Below are 15102 nucleotides of genomic sequence, written 5' to 3'. Positions count from 1 at the left end.
GCCCCCAGTCTGCCCGGGGACGCCGACTCAGTAGTGCCAGGGGTACGGCGACCAGTCGGGCTCGCGCTTCTGCAGGAACGAGTCGCGCCCCTCGGCCGCCTCGTCCGTCATGTACGCCAGCCGCGTCGCCTCGCCGGCGAACACCTGCTGCCCCACGAGCCCGTCGTCGATCGCGTTGAAGGCGAACTTGAGCATGCGCTGCGCCGTCGGCGACTTGCCGTTGATCTTGCGGCCCCACTCCAGGGCCGTGCGCTCCAGCTCCTCGTGCGGGACGACGGCGTTGACCATGCCCATGCGGTGCGCGTCGGCCGCCGTGTAGGTGTCGCCGAGGAAGAAGATCTCGCGGGCGAACTTCTGCCCGACCTGCCGCGCGAGGTAGGCCGAGCCGAAGCCGCCGTCGAAGCTGGCCACGTCGGCGTCGGTCTGCTTGAAGCGGGCGTGCTCGGCGCTGGCCAGTGTGAGATCCGCCACGACGTGCAGGCTGTGGCCGCCGCCCGCGGCCCAGCCGGGCACCACGCAGATCACGATCTTGGGCATGAACCGGATGAGCCGCTGCACCTCCAGGATGTGCAGCCGCCCGGTGGCCGCCGAGCCGTCGGCGTACTGGTAGCCGTCCTTGCCCCTGATGCGCTGGTCGCCGCCGGAGCAGAAGGCCCACCCGCCGTCCTTGGGCGAGGGGCCGTTGCCGGTGAGCAGCACGCAGCCGACGTCGGTGGTCTGCCTGGCGTGGTCGAGCGCGCGGTAGAGCTCGTCCACGGTCTGCGGGCGGAACGCGTTGCGCACCTCGGGGCGGTTGAACGCGATCCGCACGGTGCCCTGATCGACCGCTCGGTGGTAGGTGATGTCGGTGAAGTCGAATCCCTCGACCGCCTGCCACGCCTTGGGATCGAACAGCTCGGAGACCATGCGCCAGAGCCTAACGGATCTGACCTTCGGCCCATTCGGCCCACTCCTGCTGGGCCTGGCCCAGGCGCAGGCCGTATTCGAGGCTGATGCGGCCGTACACCGAGAGGTTGTCCTCGCGGTCGTCGAGGAACTCGCGGATGCCCTCCAGGTGCTCCACGTGTTTGCGGACGTGCTCGGCCTGGTGGCGGAGGTATCCGCGGGCCTGCTCGGGCGAGACCTGGGCCAGGAAGAACACGCGGAGCAGCATGTCGCTGCGCAGGACCCTGGTCGGCTCGACCTCGGTGATCCAGTGGCGCAGCTCGGCCAGGCCCGCCTCGGTGATCGCGTACTCCTTGCGGCCGCGCGGGCCCTCCGCAGACACGTCCACGAGACCCGCTTCGGCCAGTTTGCCCAGCTCCGCGTAGAGCTGGCTCTGCGTGGCGGGCCACACGTTCGACAGCGAGATGTCGAACATCTTCATCAGGTCGTATCCGCTCGCGGGTTCCTCGGAGAGCAGTCCCAGCACGGCGTGTCGAAGGCTCATATTCCTATGTTGACATATCGGCGCAAGAGGTTCTAGCTTCGACATGTCACTTTAGGAACGTGGAAGGACACCTCACCATGCGCGGCCTGCTCGGCTTCCTGCCCTGGATCGTCTACGCGTTCATCGCCACCAGCGACGAGTGGCGCTGGGGCGCCATCACCGGGCTGGTCATCGCCCTCGGCCTCGTCGTCATCGACCGCAGGACGGGCAAGGCCTGGGACGAGATGGTGATCGAGAGCAGCGCGGCGCTGTTCTTCGCCTGCCTCACGGCGCTGTCGCTGGTGGCCCCGCACTCGCCGCTCACTCCGTACGGCCCCGCGCTGGTCAACGTCTGGCTGGCGGGCACCGCCTGGGGCTCGCTGGCCATCCGCAAGCCCTTCACGCTCGGCATCGCGCGCACGATGGCGCCGAAGGAGGTCTGGGAGACCCCGCGGTTCCACCGCGTCAACGCGGTCATCACCACGGTCTGGGCGGCGGCCTTCACCGTCGCCGCGGTCTCCCTGACGCTCGTGCTTTCCGTCTCACCTCACGCGACGACGCTCGTCATCGCCATCAAGGTGCTCACCTTCGTTCTGCCCGCCGTCTTCACGGCCTGGTATCCCAAGCGCGTGCGGCAGGCGCTGGCTAAGTGACCTCCGCTCGCAGCTCCGCGAGCAGCTCGCCCTGGTCGGCGAGCATGTCGGTGAGAATCCTGCGGGCAGCCCCGAGCAGGTCGGCCAGCTCGGGCGTGGCCAGCGTGTAGACGACGGTGCTGCCCTCGCGAATCGCGCTCACGATCCCCGCTCTGCGCAGGACGGCGAGCTGCTGGGAGAGGCTCGAGGCCTCGATGTCGATCTGGGCCAGCAGATCCCGGACGGGAAGCGGCCCTTCCTGGAGTAGCTCCAACACTCGGATGCGAGCGGGGTGGCCGAGCGTTCTGAAGAAGTCGGCCTTGGCCTGGTGGACCTCCACGTGCATATAGCCCAGACTAATCCAGCGCAGTTGCATAATTCTTCAAGTCGTAACGTTGTTGGATAGCATGACAGCGGGGACTAGGGAGTAGCCATGGGCCGAGGAAGAGCCAAGGCGAAGCAGACGAAGGTCGCTCGCCAGCTGAAGTACACCAACCACAACATCGACTATGACCGGCTTCGCGAGGAGCTGGGAGCCGATGCGCGCCGCGAGGAGATCTACCCGCCTACGGCGTCCGAGCAGGAGTCCGAGCGCGCGCAGTGACGCGGGTCAGGTTCGCGGGCGCGAGCGTGACGTTCTTCAGCCGCCTGGCCTCCGGTGCCTGATCGGGCGCCGTGAGCTCCAGGCGGTGCAGTACCTCGCCGATGATGACGCGCATCTCCAGCAGCGCCAGCTGTGCGCCGACGCAGAAGCGCCGCCCGCCGCCGAACGGCATCCAGGCCCTGCTCTGGGGCCCGTCGATAAAGCGCTCCGGGCGAAACTCGTCGGGTTCGGGGAAGGCGGCGGGGTCGTGGTGCACGAGCGGGATGAACGGTCCGGCATACCATCCGGCGGGGATCTCGTACTCGCCCAGCTGCAGCGGGGCGTCGAGTTTCCTCGGCGCCTCGTAGACGACCGGCCTGACCCGCAGCACCTCCTTGACCACCGCGTCGAGGTAGGTCTCGTCGCCGGGCAGCCGGTCGAGGATCTCGGGCATGCGCAGGATCCGCTCGAAGGCCCAGGCGAGACCCGTGGCGGTGGTCTCGTGCCCGGCCAGGAGCATGGTGATCAGTTCGTCGCGGATCTCCTGGTCGTCCAGCTCGGTGTCCAGCAGGCGGCCGAGCACGTCGGTGCCTCCTGGCGCGGTCCGGCGGCGGCGGATCTCGTCGAACAGGATCGTGTCCACCTCGGCGCTCACCCGTACGAACCGGGGGTAGGGCCCGAACGGGATCCGGCGGAACTTCTCCGGAAGCATGGGGATCAGCGGGGACCCGCCGGTCTCGATCAGGTCGGGCAGCAGCGCGCGTAGCCGGCTGACGCGCCCGGCGTCCCGGATGCCGAAGATCAACCGGATGATGATCTCCAGCGTGATGTCCTGCATGCGGTCGCGCAGCGCGAACGGCGTGCCCAGCGGCCAGGTCGCGATTCTTTCCGCCGCTATGGCCGCGATGTCGTCGCGGTAGCCGGCGACCTGCTTGGCGCGCAACGGGGGGTTGAGCAGCTTGCGGTGCCGCCACCAGGGGTCGCCGTCGAGCGTGAGGACGGAGTGCTCGCCCACCATGTGCGCGAGGAAGTCGCGCCGCGCCTCGCCCGCGCGCCCGCCGCCGTGGTCGGTCCGGAAGACCTGCTCGGCCAGCTCCCCGGTGGTCACGTAGACCTCCGGGGGGAGGCCGGTGAAGCGGACCGTGAAGATCGGCCCGTACTTGCGTCGAAGCCTGGAGAGCATGCCGGGCGCGTCCCGGATGAACCACGCCGTCTGCACCGCCGAGGGGAGTCTCGGCCCGGGAGGAATCATTTCGGACCTCTCAAGTAGATGGATGTACGTACGTCCGTCATAGACGCTTGTATACATCTGTAGCATGGATCACGTGGCACGAACAGAGGCCGGTGGATACCGGGAGAGACTGCTGGCGGGAGCGGTGAGCTGCCTGCAGGAGAAGGGCTATGCCCGTACGACGGCCCGGGACCTGGTCGCCGCCTCAGGCACCAACCTGGCCTCCATCGGCTACCACTTCGGCGGCAAGGACGCGCTGCTGAACGAGGCCCTCGCCGAGTTCTTCGACCAGTGGATCGCCCAGGTCGAGCGGGCGATGTTCAGCTCGCAGGTGGGCAGCGCGCGGGAGATGCTGGAGCGCGCCATGACGGAGCTGGTCGACAGATTCGCGGAGCTGAGGCCGCAGCTCGTGCTCTTCGTCGAGGGCTACCCGGCGGCGCTGCGCGAGGCCGTGCTGCGCGAACGGCTGGCCGAGTCGTACGCCCGCTGCCGCCGGGCGGGCGCCGACATGGTCCGCCGGGCCGTCGCCCAGCTGGACATCGAGCTGCCGGTGGCGCCGGAGGTGCTCGTGTCGGTGCTGGTGGCCATCACCGACGGGCTGCTGCTGCAGTGGCTGCTCGACCCGGCCGCCACACCCGACGCCCGGCAGGTCGTCGACTCCCTCGCCGCTCTCTCGTCGCTCATCGCGTAGCAAGCCTCTGACCTGGGGAGGAATGTCACCGGCGGGGTCTGGTGGGTTCTTTTCGGTGACGAGGTGATCAAGACATGCGTGTGGCAATCGTGGGTTCTGGAAGACTCGGCGTGCCTCTTGGCCGCCTGCTCTCGACGGGCGGACACGAGGTGTTCTTCAGCGACGCCGACCCCGGCCGGGTGGCGGCGGCCACGGCCGCGACCGGCGGGCAGGCCAGGGGTGGCACGCCGAGCGAGGCCGCGCGGTTCGGCGAGGTCATCGTGCTGTCGGTGGGGTGGGAGGCGTTCTCCGCCGTGGCGGCGGAGCTCGACGGCGCGCTCTCCGGCAAGATCGTCGTAGACCCCAGCAACCCGATCGCCGAACGGGACGGCCTGTCCGTGGTGGTCGCCGTCCCCGGCGGGCTCACCAGCCCGCAGTACCAGCAGCACGTGCTCGGGGCGGAGGTCCGGCTGGTGCGGACGTTCAACACGAAGTACTCGAAGGAACTGCTGACGCTGGGGACGGTGGGGCAGCGGGGCGGGTCGCGGGCCGACATGCCCTACTGGGGTGACGACGACGAGGCCAAGAAGGCGGTGGTGCCGCTCATCGAGGACGCCGGTTTCACCGCCATCGACGGCGGCGGCCTCTCCAAGGCCCGCTAGCCCTCCACCACCTCCGGCCACCGAACCCCACCCCAGCCCCACCACCCCGCGCACCCGCACCCCGCGCGCCGCTTCCGCAGCGGCGATCGCCGTGTCGGTGGGCTGGTCGTCGTCGCATGCCGCCGTCCTTCGTCTCGCCGACCCGGCGCTTGGAGGGTGCGGGCTGAGGCCGGCATCCGCCTCCCCCGCTGACGGAGCCGCGCTGACGGAGCCGCGCTGACGGAGCCGCGCTGACGGGACCGAGCCGACGGCGGAGCGTTGGCGAGTGTCAGGTGCGTTTGGGCGGGTGCGGTGGGGGTGTCAGGTGGCGCAGGTGTCGTGGGTGGCGTCGAAGCCCTTGATCGACTCCGTGTCGTCCGCGCGCAACGGCTTGAGGCCCGTCCAGTCGGAGCCGATCACCAGCACCAGCCGGTTCGTCTGCGCCCCCGCCACCTTCCGGAGTGTGGAGGTCAGGAGGTCGTTGGTGAGGGTGGGGACGCGGGTCTCGCCGTTGGGCCCGTACAGGACGGTGGTCTTGGGCTGCGGTTTGCGGGCCGAGTCGCCGATCTTGGTGATGTGGTAGCCGCGCTGCTCCAGGGCGGCCGCCACCTGGGTGCCGAGGCCGCTGCGCCAGGTGCCGTTGCGGAGCTCGATCTGGACCTTCGTCCGGCCCACCTTGGCCTGGCCGCCCTTGACGCCCTGGACGCTCTGGTCCTTGGCCACGATCTGGAACAGGTGGCCGGCCTGCGGCTGCACCCACTCGACCCGGCCGGGCTGGGTGAGGGAGTAGTGCCAGGGGGTGGTGATGAAGCGGATCTGGCCGGCGTTCAGGCCCTGGAGGCTGGTCGCGAGGTCCTTCATGACGCCGAAGTTCAGGCCGCGGTCGGTGGTCACCGCCTTGGTGCCGGCGTCGAGGATGCCCAGCAGCTTGGCGGGGTCGGTGAGCGTCTCGCCGCTCATGACCTTCTTGACCATCGACGCGATGAACATCTGCTGCCGCTGGATGCGCCCGATGTCCGAGCCGTCGCCCATGCTGTAGCGGGCGCGTACGTAACCGAGCGCCTGCTCGCCGGTGAGCGTCTGCCGCCCGGCGGGCAGGTGGAGCAGGGCCTTCTTGTCGTTCACCGGCTCCGGCAGGCAGATCTCGACGCCGCCGATGGCGTTGACCATGCTCTTGAAGCCGGTGAAGTCGACCTTCACGAAGTGGTCGATGCGGATGTGGGTGAGCGACTCGATCGTCTTCCAGGTGCAGGCGATGCCGCCGGAGTTGAACGACTCGTTGATCATGCCCAGGTGCGGCCGCTGGCCGGGCAGGCCGCCGGTGGCGCGGCAGGCGGGGAGCTGGACGAGCGAGTCGCGCGGGAAGCTGACGACCATCGCGTTGTCGCGCTTGGACGACACGTGCACCAGCATGATCGTGTCGGTGCGCTCGCCCGCGATATGGTGCCCGTACTTGGCGTTCTTGCCGTCGCGCTGGTCCGATCCGACGACCAGGACGTTCATGGCGGTGCCCGCGACCTTGGGCGGCCGGGTGGCGCCGAGGTCGTCGGCGGTGACGTCGATGTGCTTGACGTTGCCGGTCAGCTTCGCGTAGACGCCGACGGCGATGCCCGCGACCAGGAGGACCACGGTCACGGTGACCGCGATCGTCCAGCGCAGCCAGCGGCGGCGCCGCCGGGGTGGCGCGCTCGGTTCGGACGGGGGCGCGTCGACTAGCCCGCTGCTCACGTGACTCCAGAGGGACGGGGCCGCGGGCCGCGCCCATGGCCAAGAGCCTCGCCGTACAGATCTCGGCCGGTTGAACGTGCCCGAGTGTACTCAGTCGGGCACGTTCATGAGGAACGATCTGTCCTCAACGTCGTCAGTCGGGCAGGTCAACGCGCAGTGAAACCGTGCCGCGCAGGTCGAGCCAGGCCGTGCCCGGGCCGCGTACCAGCCGGAGGATCACCTCCTCGCAGCCGGGGCACCGGGCCACCAACCCGGGGTCGGGGCCGTACACGCGGAGCGAGGCGACCGGGCCGGCGAGGCCGCAGCTCGCGCAGCGGCCGGTGGCGGCGGTGACGTCCACGGCGAAGATCTCTCCGAGCGGGCCCGCCAGCGCGTTGCCGTCGAGGTGCTCTGCGGTCATGTCAGTTCCCTTTATCCGAAACGTTCGGTACGGATGCGCTCGGGCGCGTGCCCCAGCGCGAGCAGCAGGTCGGCCGCCGCCTCGACGAACCCCGTCGGCCCGCACACGTAGCAGTCGGGCTCGAAGGTCGCGGGCCAGCCGCCCTCGGCCAGGTCGTCCAGCATGATCCGTCCCGCCGCGCGGGACGTGCCGGGCGGCGCGGATCTGGTGTAGAGGTAGGAGATGTCGAGCCCCGGGTCGGGGCGGCGCAGCTCCTCGGCGTAGTAGCGGCGGTCCGGGTCGCGCAGCGAGTAGAGCAGGCGGAACGGCACCCGGCTGCCCGCCTGCCTGCGCGCCCTGATCATCGCCATCAGCGGCACGATCCCCGACCCGCCGGCCACCAGCACCACCGGCGCCTTGCTCTCCGGCCGCCAGACGAACCAGCCGCCCACCGGGCCCCGCAGCTCGACCTGGTCGCCGACCTCGATGACCTCGGTCAGGTACGGCGAGACCTCGCCGTCCGGGACGGTCTCCACGGTCAGATCGACGAGGTCACCGTCGGCGGGGCCGGCCAGCGAGTAGCTGCGCTGCGCGGTGTAGCCGTCCTCGGCCGTCAGCCGCACGTCCACGTGCTGCCCCGCCAGGTGCCCCGGCCATTCGGGCACCCGGAACCGCAGCGTGCGCGCGGTCGCCGTCTCCTTGACGATCTCGGCGAGCTCGGCCGCCCGCCAGGCCAGGCGGCGCACCTCAGTCGCCCTCGTAGCGCTGCTCGCGCCACGGGTCGCCGTAGTTGTGATAGCCGGCAGTCTCCCAGAAGCCGGGCCAGTCCTCGTTGAGCAGCCGGATGCCGCGTACCCACTTGGCCGACTTCCAGAAGTACAGGTGCGGCACGATCAGCCGGGCCGGGCCGCCGTGCCGCGGCTCCAACTCCTCGCCGTCGAAGCGGTGCACGATCCACGCCTTGCCGTCGAGCAGGTCCTCGAGCGGAAGGTTGGTGGTGTAGCCGCCGTACGAGTAGATCAGCGCGTATTCGGCGGCGGTCTCGACGTCCTCGAAGAGCACGTCGAGCGAGACGCCCTCCCAGGAGGTGTCCAGCTTGGACCACTTGGTCACGCAGTGGATGTCGACCGTGGGCGTCTCACCGGGCAGCGCCATGAACTCCTGCCACGACCAGCGGTGGGTCTGCTCGGCCTCGGTGTCGATGGCGAACTCCCACCGCTCCAGCGGCACCCGCGGCGTCGGCCCGGCCGACAGCACGGGGAAGTCGTCGACGAGGTACTGCCCCGGTGGCACCCGGTCGCCGTCCGGCCTGTGCCGTCCGCGGAAACCGCGCGAAATGATGTTCACGCCTCATTTCATCACGCGCTCAGCCCCGGCGCGGAGACACCAGGCCGGACTCGTACGCGAAGACCACGAGCTGGGCCCGGTCGCGTGCCCGCAGTTTGGTCATGGCCCTGCTGACGTGCGTCTTCGCGGTGGTCGGGCTGATCACCATGTGCGCGGCGATCTCGTCGTTGGACATGCCGCGGGCGACCAGCGCGGTCACCTCGCGCTCGCGGTTGGTCAGCACCTCCAGGCCCTGCGGGTCCGGCTCGGGGCGGCGGGCCACGTACTCGCCGATCAGGCGGCGGGTGATGGCGGGGGACAGCAGCGCGTCGCCGCGGGCCGCGACCCGGACGCCCTGCAGCAGGTCGGCGGGCTCGGTGTCCTTGACCAGGAACCCGCCCGCGCCCGCCCTGAGCGCGTTGAAGACGTACTCGTCGAGGCCGTAGTTGGTGAGGATCACGACGTGGACCTCGCTCAGCCGCTCGTCGGCCGCGATGCGCCGGGTCGCCTCGATGCCGTCCATCACCGGCATCTGGACGTCGATGAGCGCCACGTCGGGCAGGTGTTCGAGGGCGAGGGCGATGGCCTGCTCGCCGTTGGCGGCCTCGGCCACGACCTCGATGTCGTCCTCGGCCTCCAGCAGGGCGCGGAAGCCGCCGCGGATGAGTGCCTGGTCGTCCACGAGCAGCACGCGGATCACGTCGGTTCCCCCAGTGGAAGCTCTGCGCGTACGGTGAAGCCGCCCTCCGGGCGGGGTTCGGCCCGCAGCCGGCCGCCGAGCGCCGTGACCCGCTCGCGCATGCCGAGCAGGCCCACGCCGGGCACGGGCGGCGCGTTCCTGCTGGCCAGGCCGTCGTCGTCCACCTGCACGACCAGCTCGTCGCCGCCGTAGTCGACGCGTACGGACGCCGCCGCCCCGCCCGCGTGCCTGGAGACGTTGGTGAGCGCCTCCTGGACGATCCGGTACGCGGCCCGGTCGACCTCGGGCGGCAGCTCGTGCCGTACCCCCGAGATCGTCACCGTGGCGGCCAGCCCGGTGGAGCGGGCGCGGTCCACCAGGTCGTCGAGCCGGTCGAGCCGGCTGTCCTGCGCGCCGGAGCCGTCCGGGTCGTCGGTGTCGCGCAGCACCTCCAGCGTGGCGCGCAGCTCGCGCATGGCGTCCCCGCTGGCCTCCTGGATGGCCACCAGCGCCCCTGGCACCTCCTCGCCGCGCTTGCGGGCCAGGTGCACGGCCACGCCCGCCTGCACCTTGATGACCGAGATGCTGTGCGTGAGCGAGTCGTGCAGCTCCCTGGCGATCCTGAGCCGCTCCTCGCCCGCGCGCCGGCGCGCGACCTCCTCGCGGGTGCGCTCGGCCTCCAGGGCCCGCTGCTCGACCTGCTCCAGGTACGCCTGCCGCTGCCGGGTGACCGTCGCCGTCACCCCCGAGGCCAGGAACCAGCCGAGCAGCAGCGTCGTTCCCTGGACGATGTCCTTGGGGCTCTGCCCGGTGGCGGTGGCCAGGCTGACCGCCAGGCTGACGCCCAGGAACACCGCGCTCGCCAGCGCGGGCAGCAGCAGGTGCCCGGCCCACACCGCGGCGAAGACCGCCATCAGCACGGGGAAGGCGGCGGGCGGGCCCGGCTGGGCGTGCACGGAGAAGACGAGCATGCTGATCGTGCCGACGACCAGCGGCACCAGGGGCGCGCGGCGCCAGGCGACGAGGGAGAGCGAGCCGACCAGGATCGCAGCGAGGTCCAGGACGCCCGCCTGCGGCGTGACCAGCACGGTGGCGGCCAGCATGAGGGCCACGACGGCGGCGAGTGCGCTGTCCACGGCTAGCGGGTGCCATCCGCGCAGAAAGGTCATTACTGCACATTAGAGCCTTGACCAGGGCGGGATCCTCGCCGCCTGGATGTAATTCCGGACTACTCCCGGCGCAGTACTCCGCACGAAGTTGCTCCCCGGGCGGTAGATGCAGGAGTCGACCCGGGCACGATGCCCCCGAGGCATGACGAATACCACGATGTCCGGCTATGGAGACACAGTTCCGTTATGTCACTCCGGTACAGCCGCAGGCGGCGACCGGCCGGGCCATGGAACGCATGGAGACCTTCATCACCGCCTCAGGGCACGGGGAAGCCCTCCCCGGGCGAGCACTCTCGGGAGATCGATCATGACCGCGCAACACACCCTCGCCGTCCGGCCCGTGACCTGGCCCATGCGGGCGCTGACGGTCGTGGCGGGCCTGCACGTCGTCGCGCTGCTGGTCCAGGCGGTGACGGCGGGCCTGCTGCTCTCCATGCCCGGCGGCCGGGCGCTGCACATGGCCTCGGCGATCGCCCTGCTCGCCGTCGGGGTCGCGCACGTCGTCGTGGCGATCCTCGTCCGGTGGCCGGGCGCAGGATCCGCGAAGTTCGTCCTTCCGGCCGCGGCGCTGCTGGTGGTCACAGTGGTGCAGGCGATCCTCGGCGAGGCCCACGTGAAGGCCGTGCACGTGCCGCTCGGGGTGATGATGTTCGGCGGCGGGATCGTCCAGCTCCTCAGGGTCACCTCGCGGCGATGACCTCCACACGACGCGACGTGCTGCGGCTGCTGGGACTGGGTGCGGTGGCGGTGGCCGGGGTGCCTGGCTGCTCGCTGCTCACCGGCACCCCGCAGCCGCAGCTCCTGACGAGCGCGGCGCCGCTGCCCAGGCCGTACGCGGTGCCGCTGCCCGTCCCGGAGGTGGCCAAGCCGGTGCGCAGCGCGGGCGGGGCCGACTTCTACGAGCTGACCGAGCGGGCGGCCGAGGTGGAGGTGCTGCCGGGCCTGCGTACCGGGATCTGGGGGTACGGGGGCACGTTCCCCGGGCCGACCATCCAGGCCCGCGCCGGCCGTCGGACCGTCGTGAAGCTGGTCAACCAGCTCGGCGAGCCGACCGTCCTGCACCTGCACGGCGGGCACACCCCGCCCGAGTCCGACGGCTTCCCCACCGACCTGGTGGCGCCGGGGGCCTCCCGCGAGTACGTGTTCCCGCTGGAGCAGCGGGCCGCCACGCTCTGGTACCACGACCATCGCATGGACTACACGGGGCCGCAGGTCTGGCGCGGGCTGGCCGGGATGTTCCTGGTGCGGGACGCGGAGGAGGAGGCGCTGCCGCTGCCCGCAGGGGAGCGCGACGTGCCGCTGCTGATCTGCGACCGGTCGTTCGCCGCCGACGGCACGATGCTGTATCCGGCGCTGGAGGGCCGGCCCGGGGTACGGGAGGCGTACATGGGGGGCGTGCTCGGGGATGTGATCCTGGTGAACGGGGCGCCCTGGCCTGAGCTGCGGGTCGCCAGGGCCCGATACCGGCTGCGGCTGTGCAACGCCTCCAACGCCCGGACGTACGAGCTGACGACCGGCGGGCCGCTGGTCCAGATCGGCACCGACGGCGGGCTGCTGGCACAGCCACGCACGGTGCGGCAGCTGCGGCTGGCTCCCGGAGAGCGGGCCGACGTGGTGGTCGACTTCTCCGCGTACAAGGTGGGACAGCACGTCGAGCTGCGGAACCTGGCGGGGGAGGGCGCGCAGGCCAGGGTCATGCGGTTCGCCGTGGACCGGGACGAGCGCGACGAGTCGGCCGTGCCGGCGCGGCTGTCCACGGTGGAGGCGCTCGATCCCGGAAAGGCGAAGGTGACGCGGGAGTTCGAGTTCAGCAGTGGGGGCATGGGGTGGCTGATCAACGGCAAGCCGTTCGACCCCAAGCGCATGGAGGCCAGGCCCAGGCTCGGGGACATCGAGGTCTGGCGGCTGACCAGCGACGTCGCCCATCCCGTGCACCTGCACCTGGACCACTTCCAGGTGCTGACGGTGAACGGCGAGCGCCCGCAGGGGCCGCCCGGGTGGAAGGACACCGTCGAGCTGCGCGAGGCCCAGACCGTCGAGATCGTCACCAGGTTCACCGACTATCGGGGGCGGTACGTGCTGCACTGCCACAACCTCGAACACGAGGACATGGCGATGATGGCGGCTTTCGAGGTCATCTAACGCCCGTGGTCCGCGGTTGCGGTCCCTTGGGAGGACCCCCGGTGCGTGGTCGTGGTCCCGTGAGGAGAGGGACGGGCGGGGTGCGGTGCTCGCGGGGTGAGGGCGGGCGGTGGGGGATTGCCCTGGGGGTCATCGACAGGCCGGGCGGGCACGCTCAGAATCGGGACCATGGGTGAGCCTTATGTCGGCGCCAGGACGCCGCGACGGGAAGACGCCAGGTTGCTGACCGGTCGAGGCAGGTACGTCGGGGCGGTGCGGCTGCCCGGAACGGTCCACGCGTACGTGGTCCGCAGCCCCATCGCCCACGGGCGGCTGCTCGGATGCGACGCCAAGGCGGCCTGGGCGGTCGAGGGCGTCCTCGACGTCATCACCCCCGGCGACGCCCCCGACCTGCGCCTGCCCTGCGTCCACGTGTCCCCCGGCCAGCGGCTGCAGTCCTACCGGGTGCTGGACGACGCCATCAGGTACGCGGGCCAGCCGCTCGCGCTCGTCGTCGCCCGCACCCCCGAGGCCGCCAGGGACGCCGCCGAGCTGGTCGATCTCTCGCTGGACGAGCTCCCGGCGGTGGCCGGTACGGACCGGGCGATGCGGGACGGGGCCCCGCTGCTGTATCCGGAGTGGGGCACGAACGTGCTCACCGACTTCACGATGGGCGACGAGGACTGCGCCGCCTTCGTCGAGGGGGCCGCGCACGTCGTGGAGCTGACGTTCACGATGGGCCGCGTCTCGCCGTACCCCATGGAGCCGCGCGGCGTGGTGGCCTCGTACGCCGACGACGAGCTGACCGTGCACATCTCCTCGCAGGCGCCGCACCAGGCGCGCGAGCACCTGGCGGAGGCGTTCGGACTCTCCCATGACCGGGTACGCGTCATCAGCCGCGACACGGGCGGCGGGTTCGGCGGCAAGGAGCACGTCTACCCGGACGAGGCGCTCGTCTGCCTGGCCTCGATGCGCCTGGGCCGGCCGGTGAGCTGGTCGGAGTCGCCGGGCGACCGGCTGGTCGCCACGCTGCCGGCGCGGGCCGCCGTGCACCGGGGGCGGCTGGCGCTCGACGGGGACGGGCGCTTCGTGGCGATGTACGTGGACCTGGTCGGCGACATCGGCGCGCATCCCTCGAACGTGGGCGCGTCGACCTTCGCGGTGACGGCCACCCTGCTGCCGGGGCCGTACCGGTTCGACCGGGTGGCGGTACGCGTGCGCGGCGTCGTCACGAACACCACGCCGACCGGCTCCTACCGCGGGTTCGGCCAGCCGGAGGGCAGCCTGACCAGGGAGCGGCTGATCGACGAGGCGGCGCGCAGGCTGGGGATCGACCGGGTCGAGCTGCGGCTGCGCAACATGCTGGGGCCCGGCGAGCTGCCGTACACGAACCGCGTCTACCAGCGCTACGACTCCGGCGACTACCCGCACGCCCTGCGTACCCTGCGCGACCTCGTCACCCCCGTCGACAAGGCCGACGGGCGCAGGCGCGGCATCGGCTACTCCTGCCATGTGGAGACCACCGGCATGGGTCCCTCGAAGGAGTTCAGGGACGCCGGCATCAATGCAGGCGGCTACGAGTCGGTGTTCCTGCGCATGGAGCAGGACGCGTCCGTGGTCGTGTCGTCGGGGGTGGTGTCGATCGGGCAGGGCATCGAGACGGCGCTGGCCCAGCTCGCGGCCGACCAGGTGGGGGTGCCGATCGAGCGGGTACGGGTGGTCCTGGGGGACACGGCGGCCACGCCGTACTCCTCGGTCGGGTCGATCGCCAGCCGCTCGCTGGTGGTCGGCGGCGGAGCGCTCACCCGGGCCGCCATCCGGCTGCGCGCCAAGCTCGTGGCCCTGGCCGCGCACCGCCTGGAGGCGGCCCCCGACGACCTGGAGATCGCCGACGGCGTGGTGCGGGTGAAGGGCGACCCGGCGGCGTCCCTCACGCTGCGGGAGCTGGCCACGTCGGCGTGGCGCGGCTGGGACCTCCCGGACGGGGTCGAGCCGGGCCTGGAGGAACGGGTCAGCTACGACCCCGACGCCTACACGTTCGCCTACGGGGCCCATGCGGCCGCCGTGGCCGTGGACCCGGAGACGGGGGCCGTCGAGGTGGAGCGCTACTGGGTGGTCAACGACGCCGGGGTGCTGGTCAACCCGGCCGTCGTGGAGGGCCAGATCCGCGGCGGCGTGGCCCAGGGCATCGGCCAGGCGCTCACCGAGGAGATCGTCTACACCCCCGAAGGCCAGCCCATCACCGACTACCTGCTGCCGACGACGCGGGAGGTGCCGGACATCGAGGTCGTGATGCTGCAGACGCCGTCGCCGCTGACGCCCGGCGGGATGAAGGGCGTGGGGGAGTCGGGCACGATCGGCCCTCCGGCCGCCATCGCCAACGCCGTGGCCGCCGCGCTCCCGGAGATCGCCGGCCGGATCACCGACGTCCCCTTGACCCCGTACTCGCTCTGGTCACTGCTCGCGGGGGTGGCCGAGACCTCATGAGCCGTCGCGTCGCCGGGCCTCGGCAGCGGCGACGCGAACAGGGCCCTC

General features: G+C 71.3%; 17 protein-coding genes. 7 read left to right on the top strand and 10 right to left on the bottom strand.

The genetic code is table 11. From position 1 onward, the window contains the following. Positions 1-27 precede the first annotated feature (27 nt). Together ACFKCF_RS14350 and ACFKCF_RS14345 are read right to left on the bottom strand one after the other, a co-directional pair. Positions 28-906: a 1,4-dihydroxy-2-naphthoyl-CoA synthase gene (locus tag ACFKCF_RS14350; protein ID WP_394493741.1), complete on the bottom strand. Its 879-nt coding sequence runs from the start codon at positions 904-906 to the stop codon at positions 28-30. A 10-nt stretch (positions 907-916) separates the two neighbouring features. Further along, positions 917-1429, bottom strand: coding sequence for a PadR family transcriptional regulator (locus ACFKCF_RS14345; RefSeq protein WP_394493739.1), 513 nt, complete (start codon positions 1427-1429; stop codon positions 917-919). Positions 1430-1488: 59 nt separating this feature from the next. Here ACFKCF_RS14345 and ACFKCF_RS14340 point away from each other — a divergent pair, with 59 nt between their 5' ends. Continuing rightward, complete coding sequence (locus tag ACFKCF_RS14340) at positions 1489-2061, top strand: hypothetical protein (RefSeq protein ID WP_394493737.1); 573 nt, start codon at positions 1489-1491, stop codon at positions 2059-2061. Here the strand turns inward: ACFKCF_RS14340 and ACFKCF_RS14335 are convergent. Continuing rightward, positions 2054-2386 (bottom strand): helix-turn-helix transcriptional regulator, encoded by a 333-nt coding sequence (locus ACFKCF_RS14335; RefSeq protein ID WP_090938046.1) that lies wholly within the window; start codon positions 2384-2386, stop codon positions 2054-2056. The two genes, ACFKCF_RS14340 and ACFKCF_RS14335, sit on opposite strands and share 8 nt — an antisense overlap. 87 nt (positions 2387-2473) lie before the next feature. Here ACFKCF_RS14335 and ACFKCF_RS14330 point away from each other — a divergent pair, with 87 nt between their 5' ends. Continuing rightward, positions 2474-2644 carry a DUF3073 domain-containing protein gene (locus tag ACFKCF_RS14330; protein ID WP_364833949.1) on the top strand — a complete coding sequence of 57 codons (171 nt, stop codon included), beginning with the start codon at positions 2474-2476 and terminating at the stop codon, positions 2642-2644. Here the strand turns inward: ACFKCF_RS14330 and ACFKCF_RS14325 are convergent. Further along, entirely contained in the window at positions 2607-3875 is a 1269-nt protein-coding gene (locus tag ACFKCF_RS14325; protein ID WP_394493736.1) for a cytochrome P450, read from the bottom strand. The genes ACFKCF_RS14330 and ACFKCF_RS14325 overlap by 38 nt on opposite strands. A gap of 73 nt (positions 3876-3948) precedes the next feature. Here ACFKCF_RS14325 and ACFKCF_RS14320 point away from each other — a divergent pair, with 73 nt between their 5' ends. Both ACFKCF_RS14320 and ACFKCF_RS14315 read left to right on the top strand, forming a co-directional pair. Continuing rightward, complete coding sequence (locus ACFKCF_RS14320) at positions 3949-4545, top strand: TetR/AcrR family transcriptional regulator (RefSeq protein ID WP_394493734.1); 597 nt, start codon at positions 3949-3951, stop codon at positions 4543-4545. 74 nt (positions 4546-4619) lie between these two features. Next, the gene (locus ACFKCF_RS14315) at positions 4620-5186 is read left to right on the top strand and encodes an NADPH-dependent F420 reductase (RefSeq protein WP_394493732.1); all 567 of its coding nucleotides are present in this window, start codon (positions 4620-4622) and stop codon (positions 5184-5186) included. A gap of 300 nt (positions 5187-5486) precedes the next feature. Here the strand turns inward: ACFKCF_RS14315 and ACFKCF_RS14310 are convergent, their stop codons facing one another. The 6 genes from ACFKCF_RS14310 to ACFKCF_RS14285 form a co-directional block, all read right to left on the bottom strand. Further along, positions 5487-6893, bottom strand: a complete 1407-nt coding sequence (locus ACFKCF_RS14310; RefSeq protein ID WP_394493730.1) for an LCP family protein — start codon at positions 6891-6893, stop codon at positions 5487-5489. A gap of 133 nt (positions 6894-7026) precedes the next feature. Then, complete coding sequence (locus ACFKCF_RS14305) at positions 7027-7293, bottom strand: DUF6510 family protein (protein WP_394493729.1); 267 nt, start codon at positions 7291-7293, stop codon at positions 7027-7029. An 11-nt stretch (positions 7294-7304) separates the two neighbouring features. After that, positions 7305-8018: a ferredoxin reductase gene (locus ACFKCF_RS14300; protein WP_394493727.1), complete on the bottom strand. Its 714-nt coding sequence runs from the start codon at positions 8016-8018 to the stop codon at positions 7305-7307. 1 nt (position 8019) lies between these two features. Next, positions 8020-8619 (bottom strand): sulfite oxidase-like oxidoreductase, encoded by a 600-nt coding sequence (locus ACFKCF_RS14295; RefSeq protein ID WP_394493726.1) that lies wholly within the window; start codon positions 8617-8619, stop codon positions 8020-8022. Between the two features lie 19 nt (positions 8620-8638). Further along, the gene (locus tag ACFKCF_RS14290) at positions 8639-9298 is read right to left on the bottom strand and encodes a response regulator (protein WP_394493724.1); all 660 of its coding nucleotides are present in this window, start codon (positions 9296-9298) and stop codon (positions 8639-8641) included. Then, on the bottom strand, positions 9295-10446 hold the full coding sequence (locus tag ACFKCF_RS14285; RefSeq protein WP_394493722.1) for a sensor histidine kinase: 1152 nt from the start codon (positions 10444-10446) through the stop codon (positions 9295-9297). The genes ACFKCF_RS14290 and ACFKCF_RS14285 overlap by 4 nt, the downstream gene beginning before the upstream one ends. Before the next feature lie 307 nt (positions 10447-10753). On the opposite strand from ACFKCF_RS14285, the gene ACFKCF_RS14280 reads away from it, so the two are divergent. The 3 genes from ACFKCF_RS14280 (at position 10754) to ACFKCF_RS14270 (ending at position 15054) form a co-directional block, all read left to right on the top strand. Continuing rightward, positions 10754-11143, top strand: coding sequence for a hypothetical protein (locus ACFKCF_RS14280; protein WP_394493720.1), 390 nt, complete (start codon positions 10754-10756; stop codon positions 11141-11143). After that, positions 11140-12588, top strand: coding sequence for a multicopper oxidase family protein (locus tag ACFKCF_RS14275; RefSeq protein ID WP_394493718.1), 1449 nt, complete (start codon positions 11140-11142; stop codon positions 12586-12588). Before ACFKCF_RS14280 ends, ACFKCF_RS14275 begins: the two co-directional genes overlap by 4 nt. 168 nt (positions 12589-12756) lie before the next feature. Beyond that, positions 12757-15054 (top strand): xanthine dehydrogenase family protein molybdopterin-binding subunit, encoded by a 2298-nt coding sequence (locus ACFKCF_RS14270; protein WP_394493716.1) that lies wholly within the window; start codon positions 12757-12759, stop codon positions 15052-15054. Positions 15055-15102 lie beyond the last annotated feature (48 nt).

Origin of the sequence: Nonomuraea sp. JJY05, assembly GCF_043496855.1 — a bacterium.
In the GTDB taxonomy this organism is placed as follows: domain Bacteria; phylum Actinomycetota; class Actinomycetes; order Streptosporangiales; family Streptosporangiaceae; genus Nonomuraea.
Note: the sequence above shows the minus strand (reverse complement) of the source record. Positions and strands in the feature narration are given on the sequence as shown.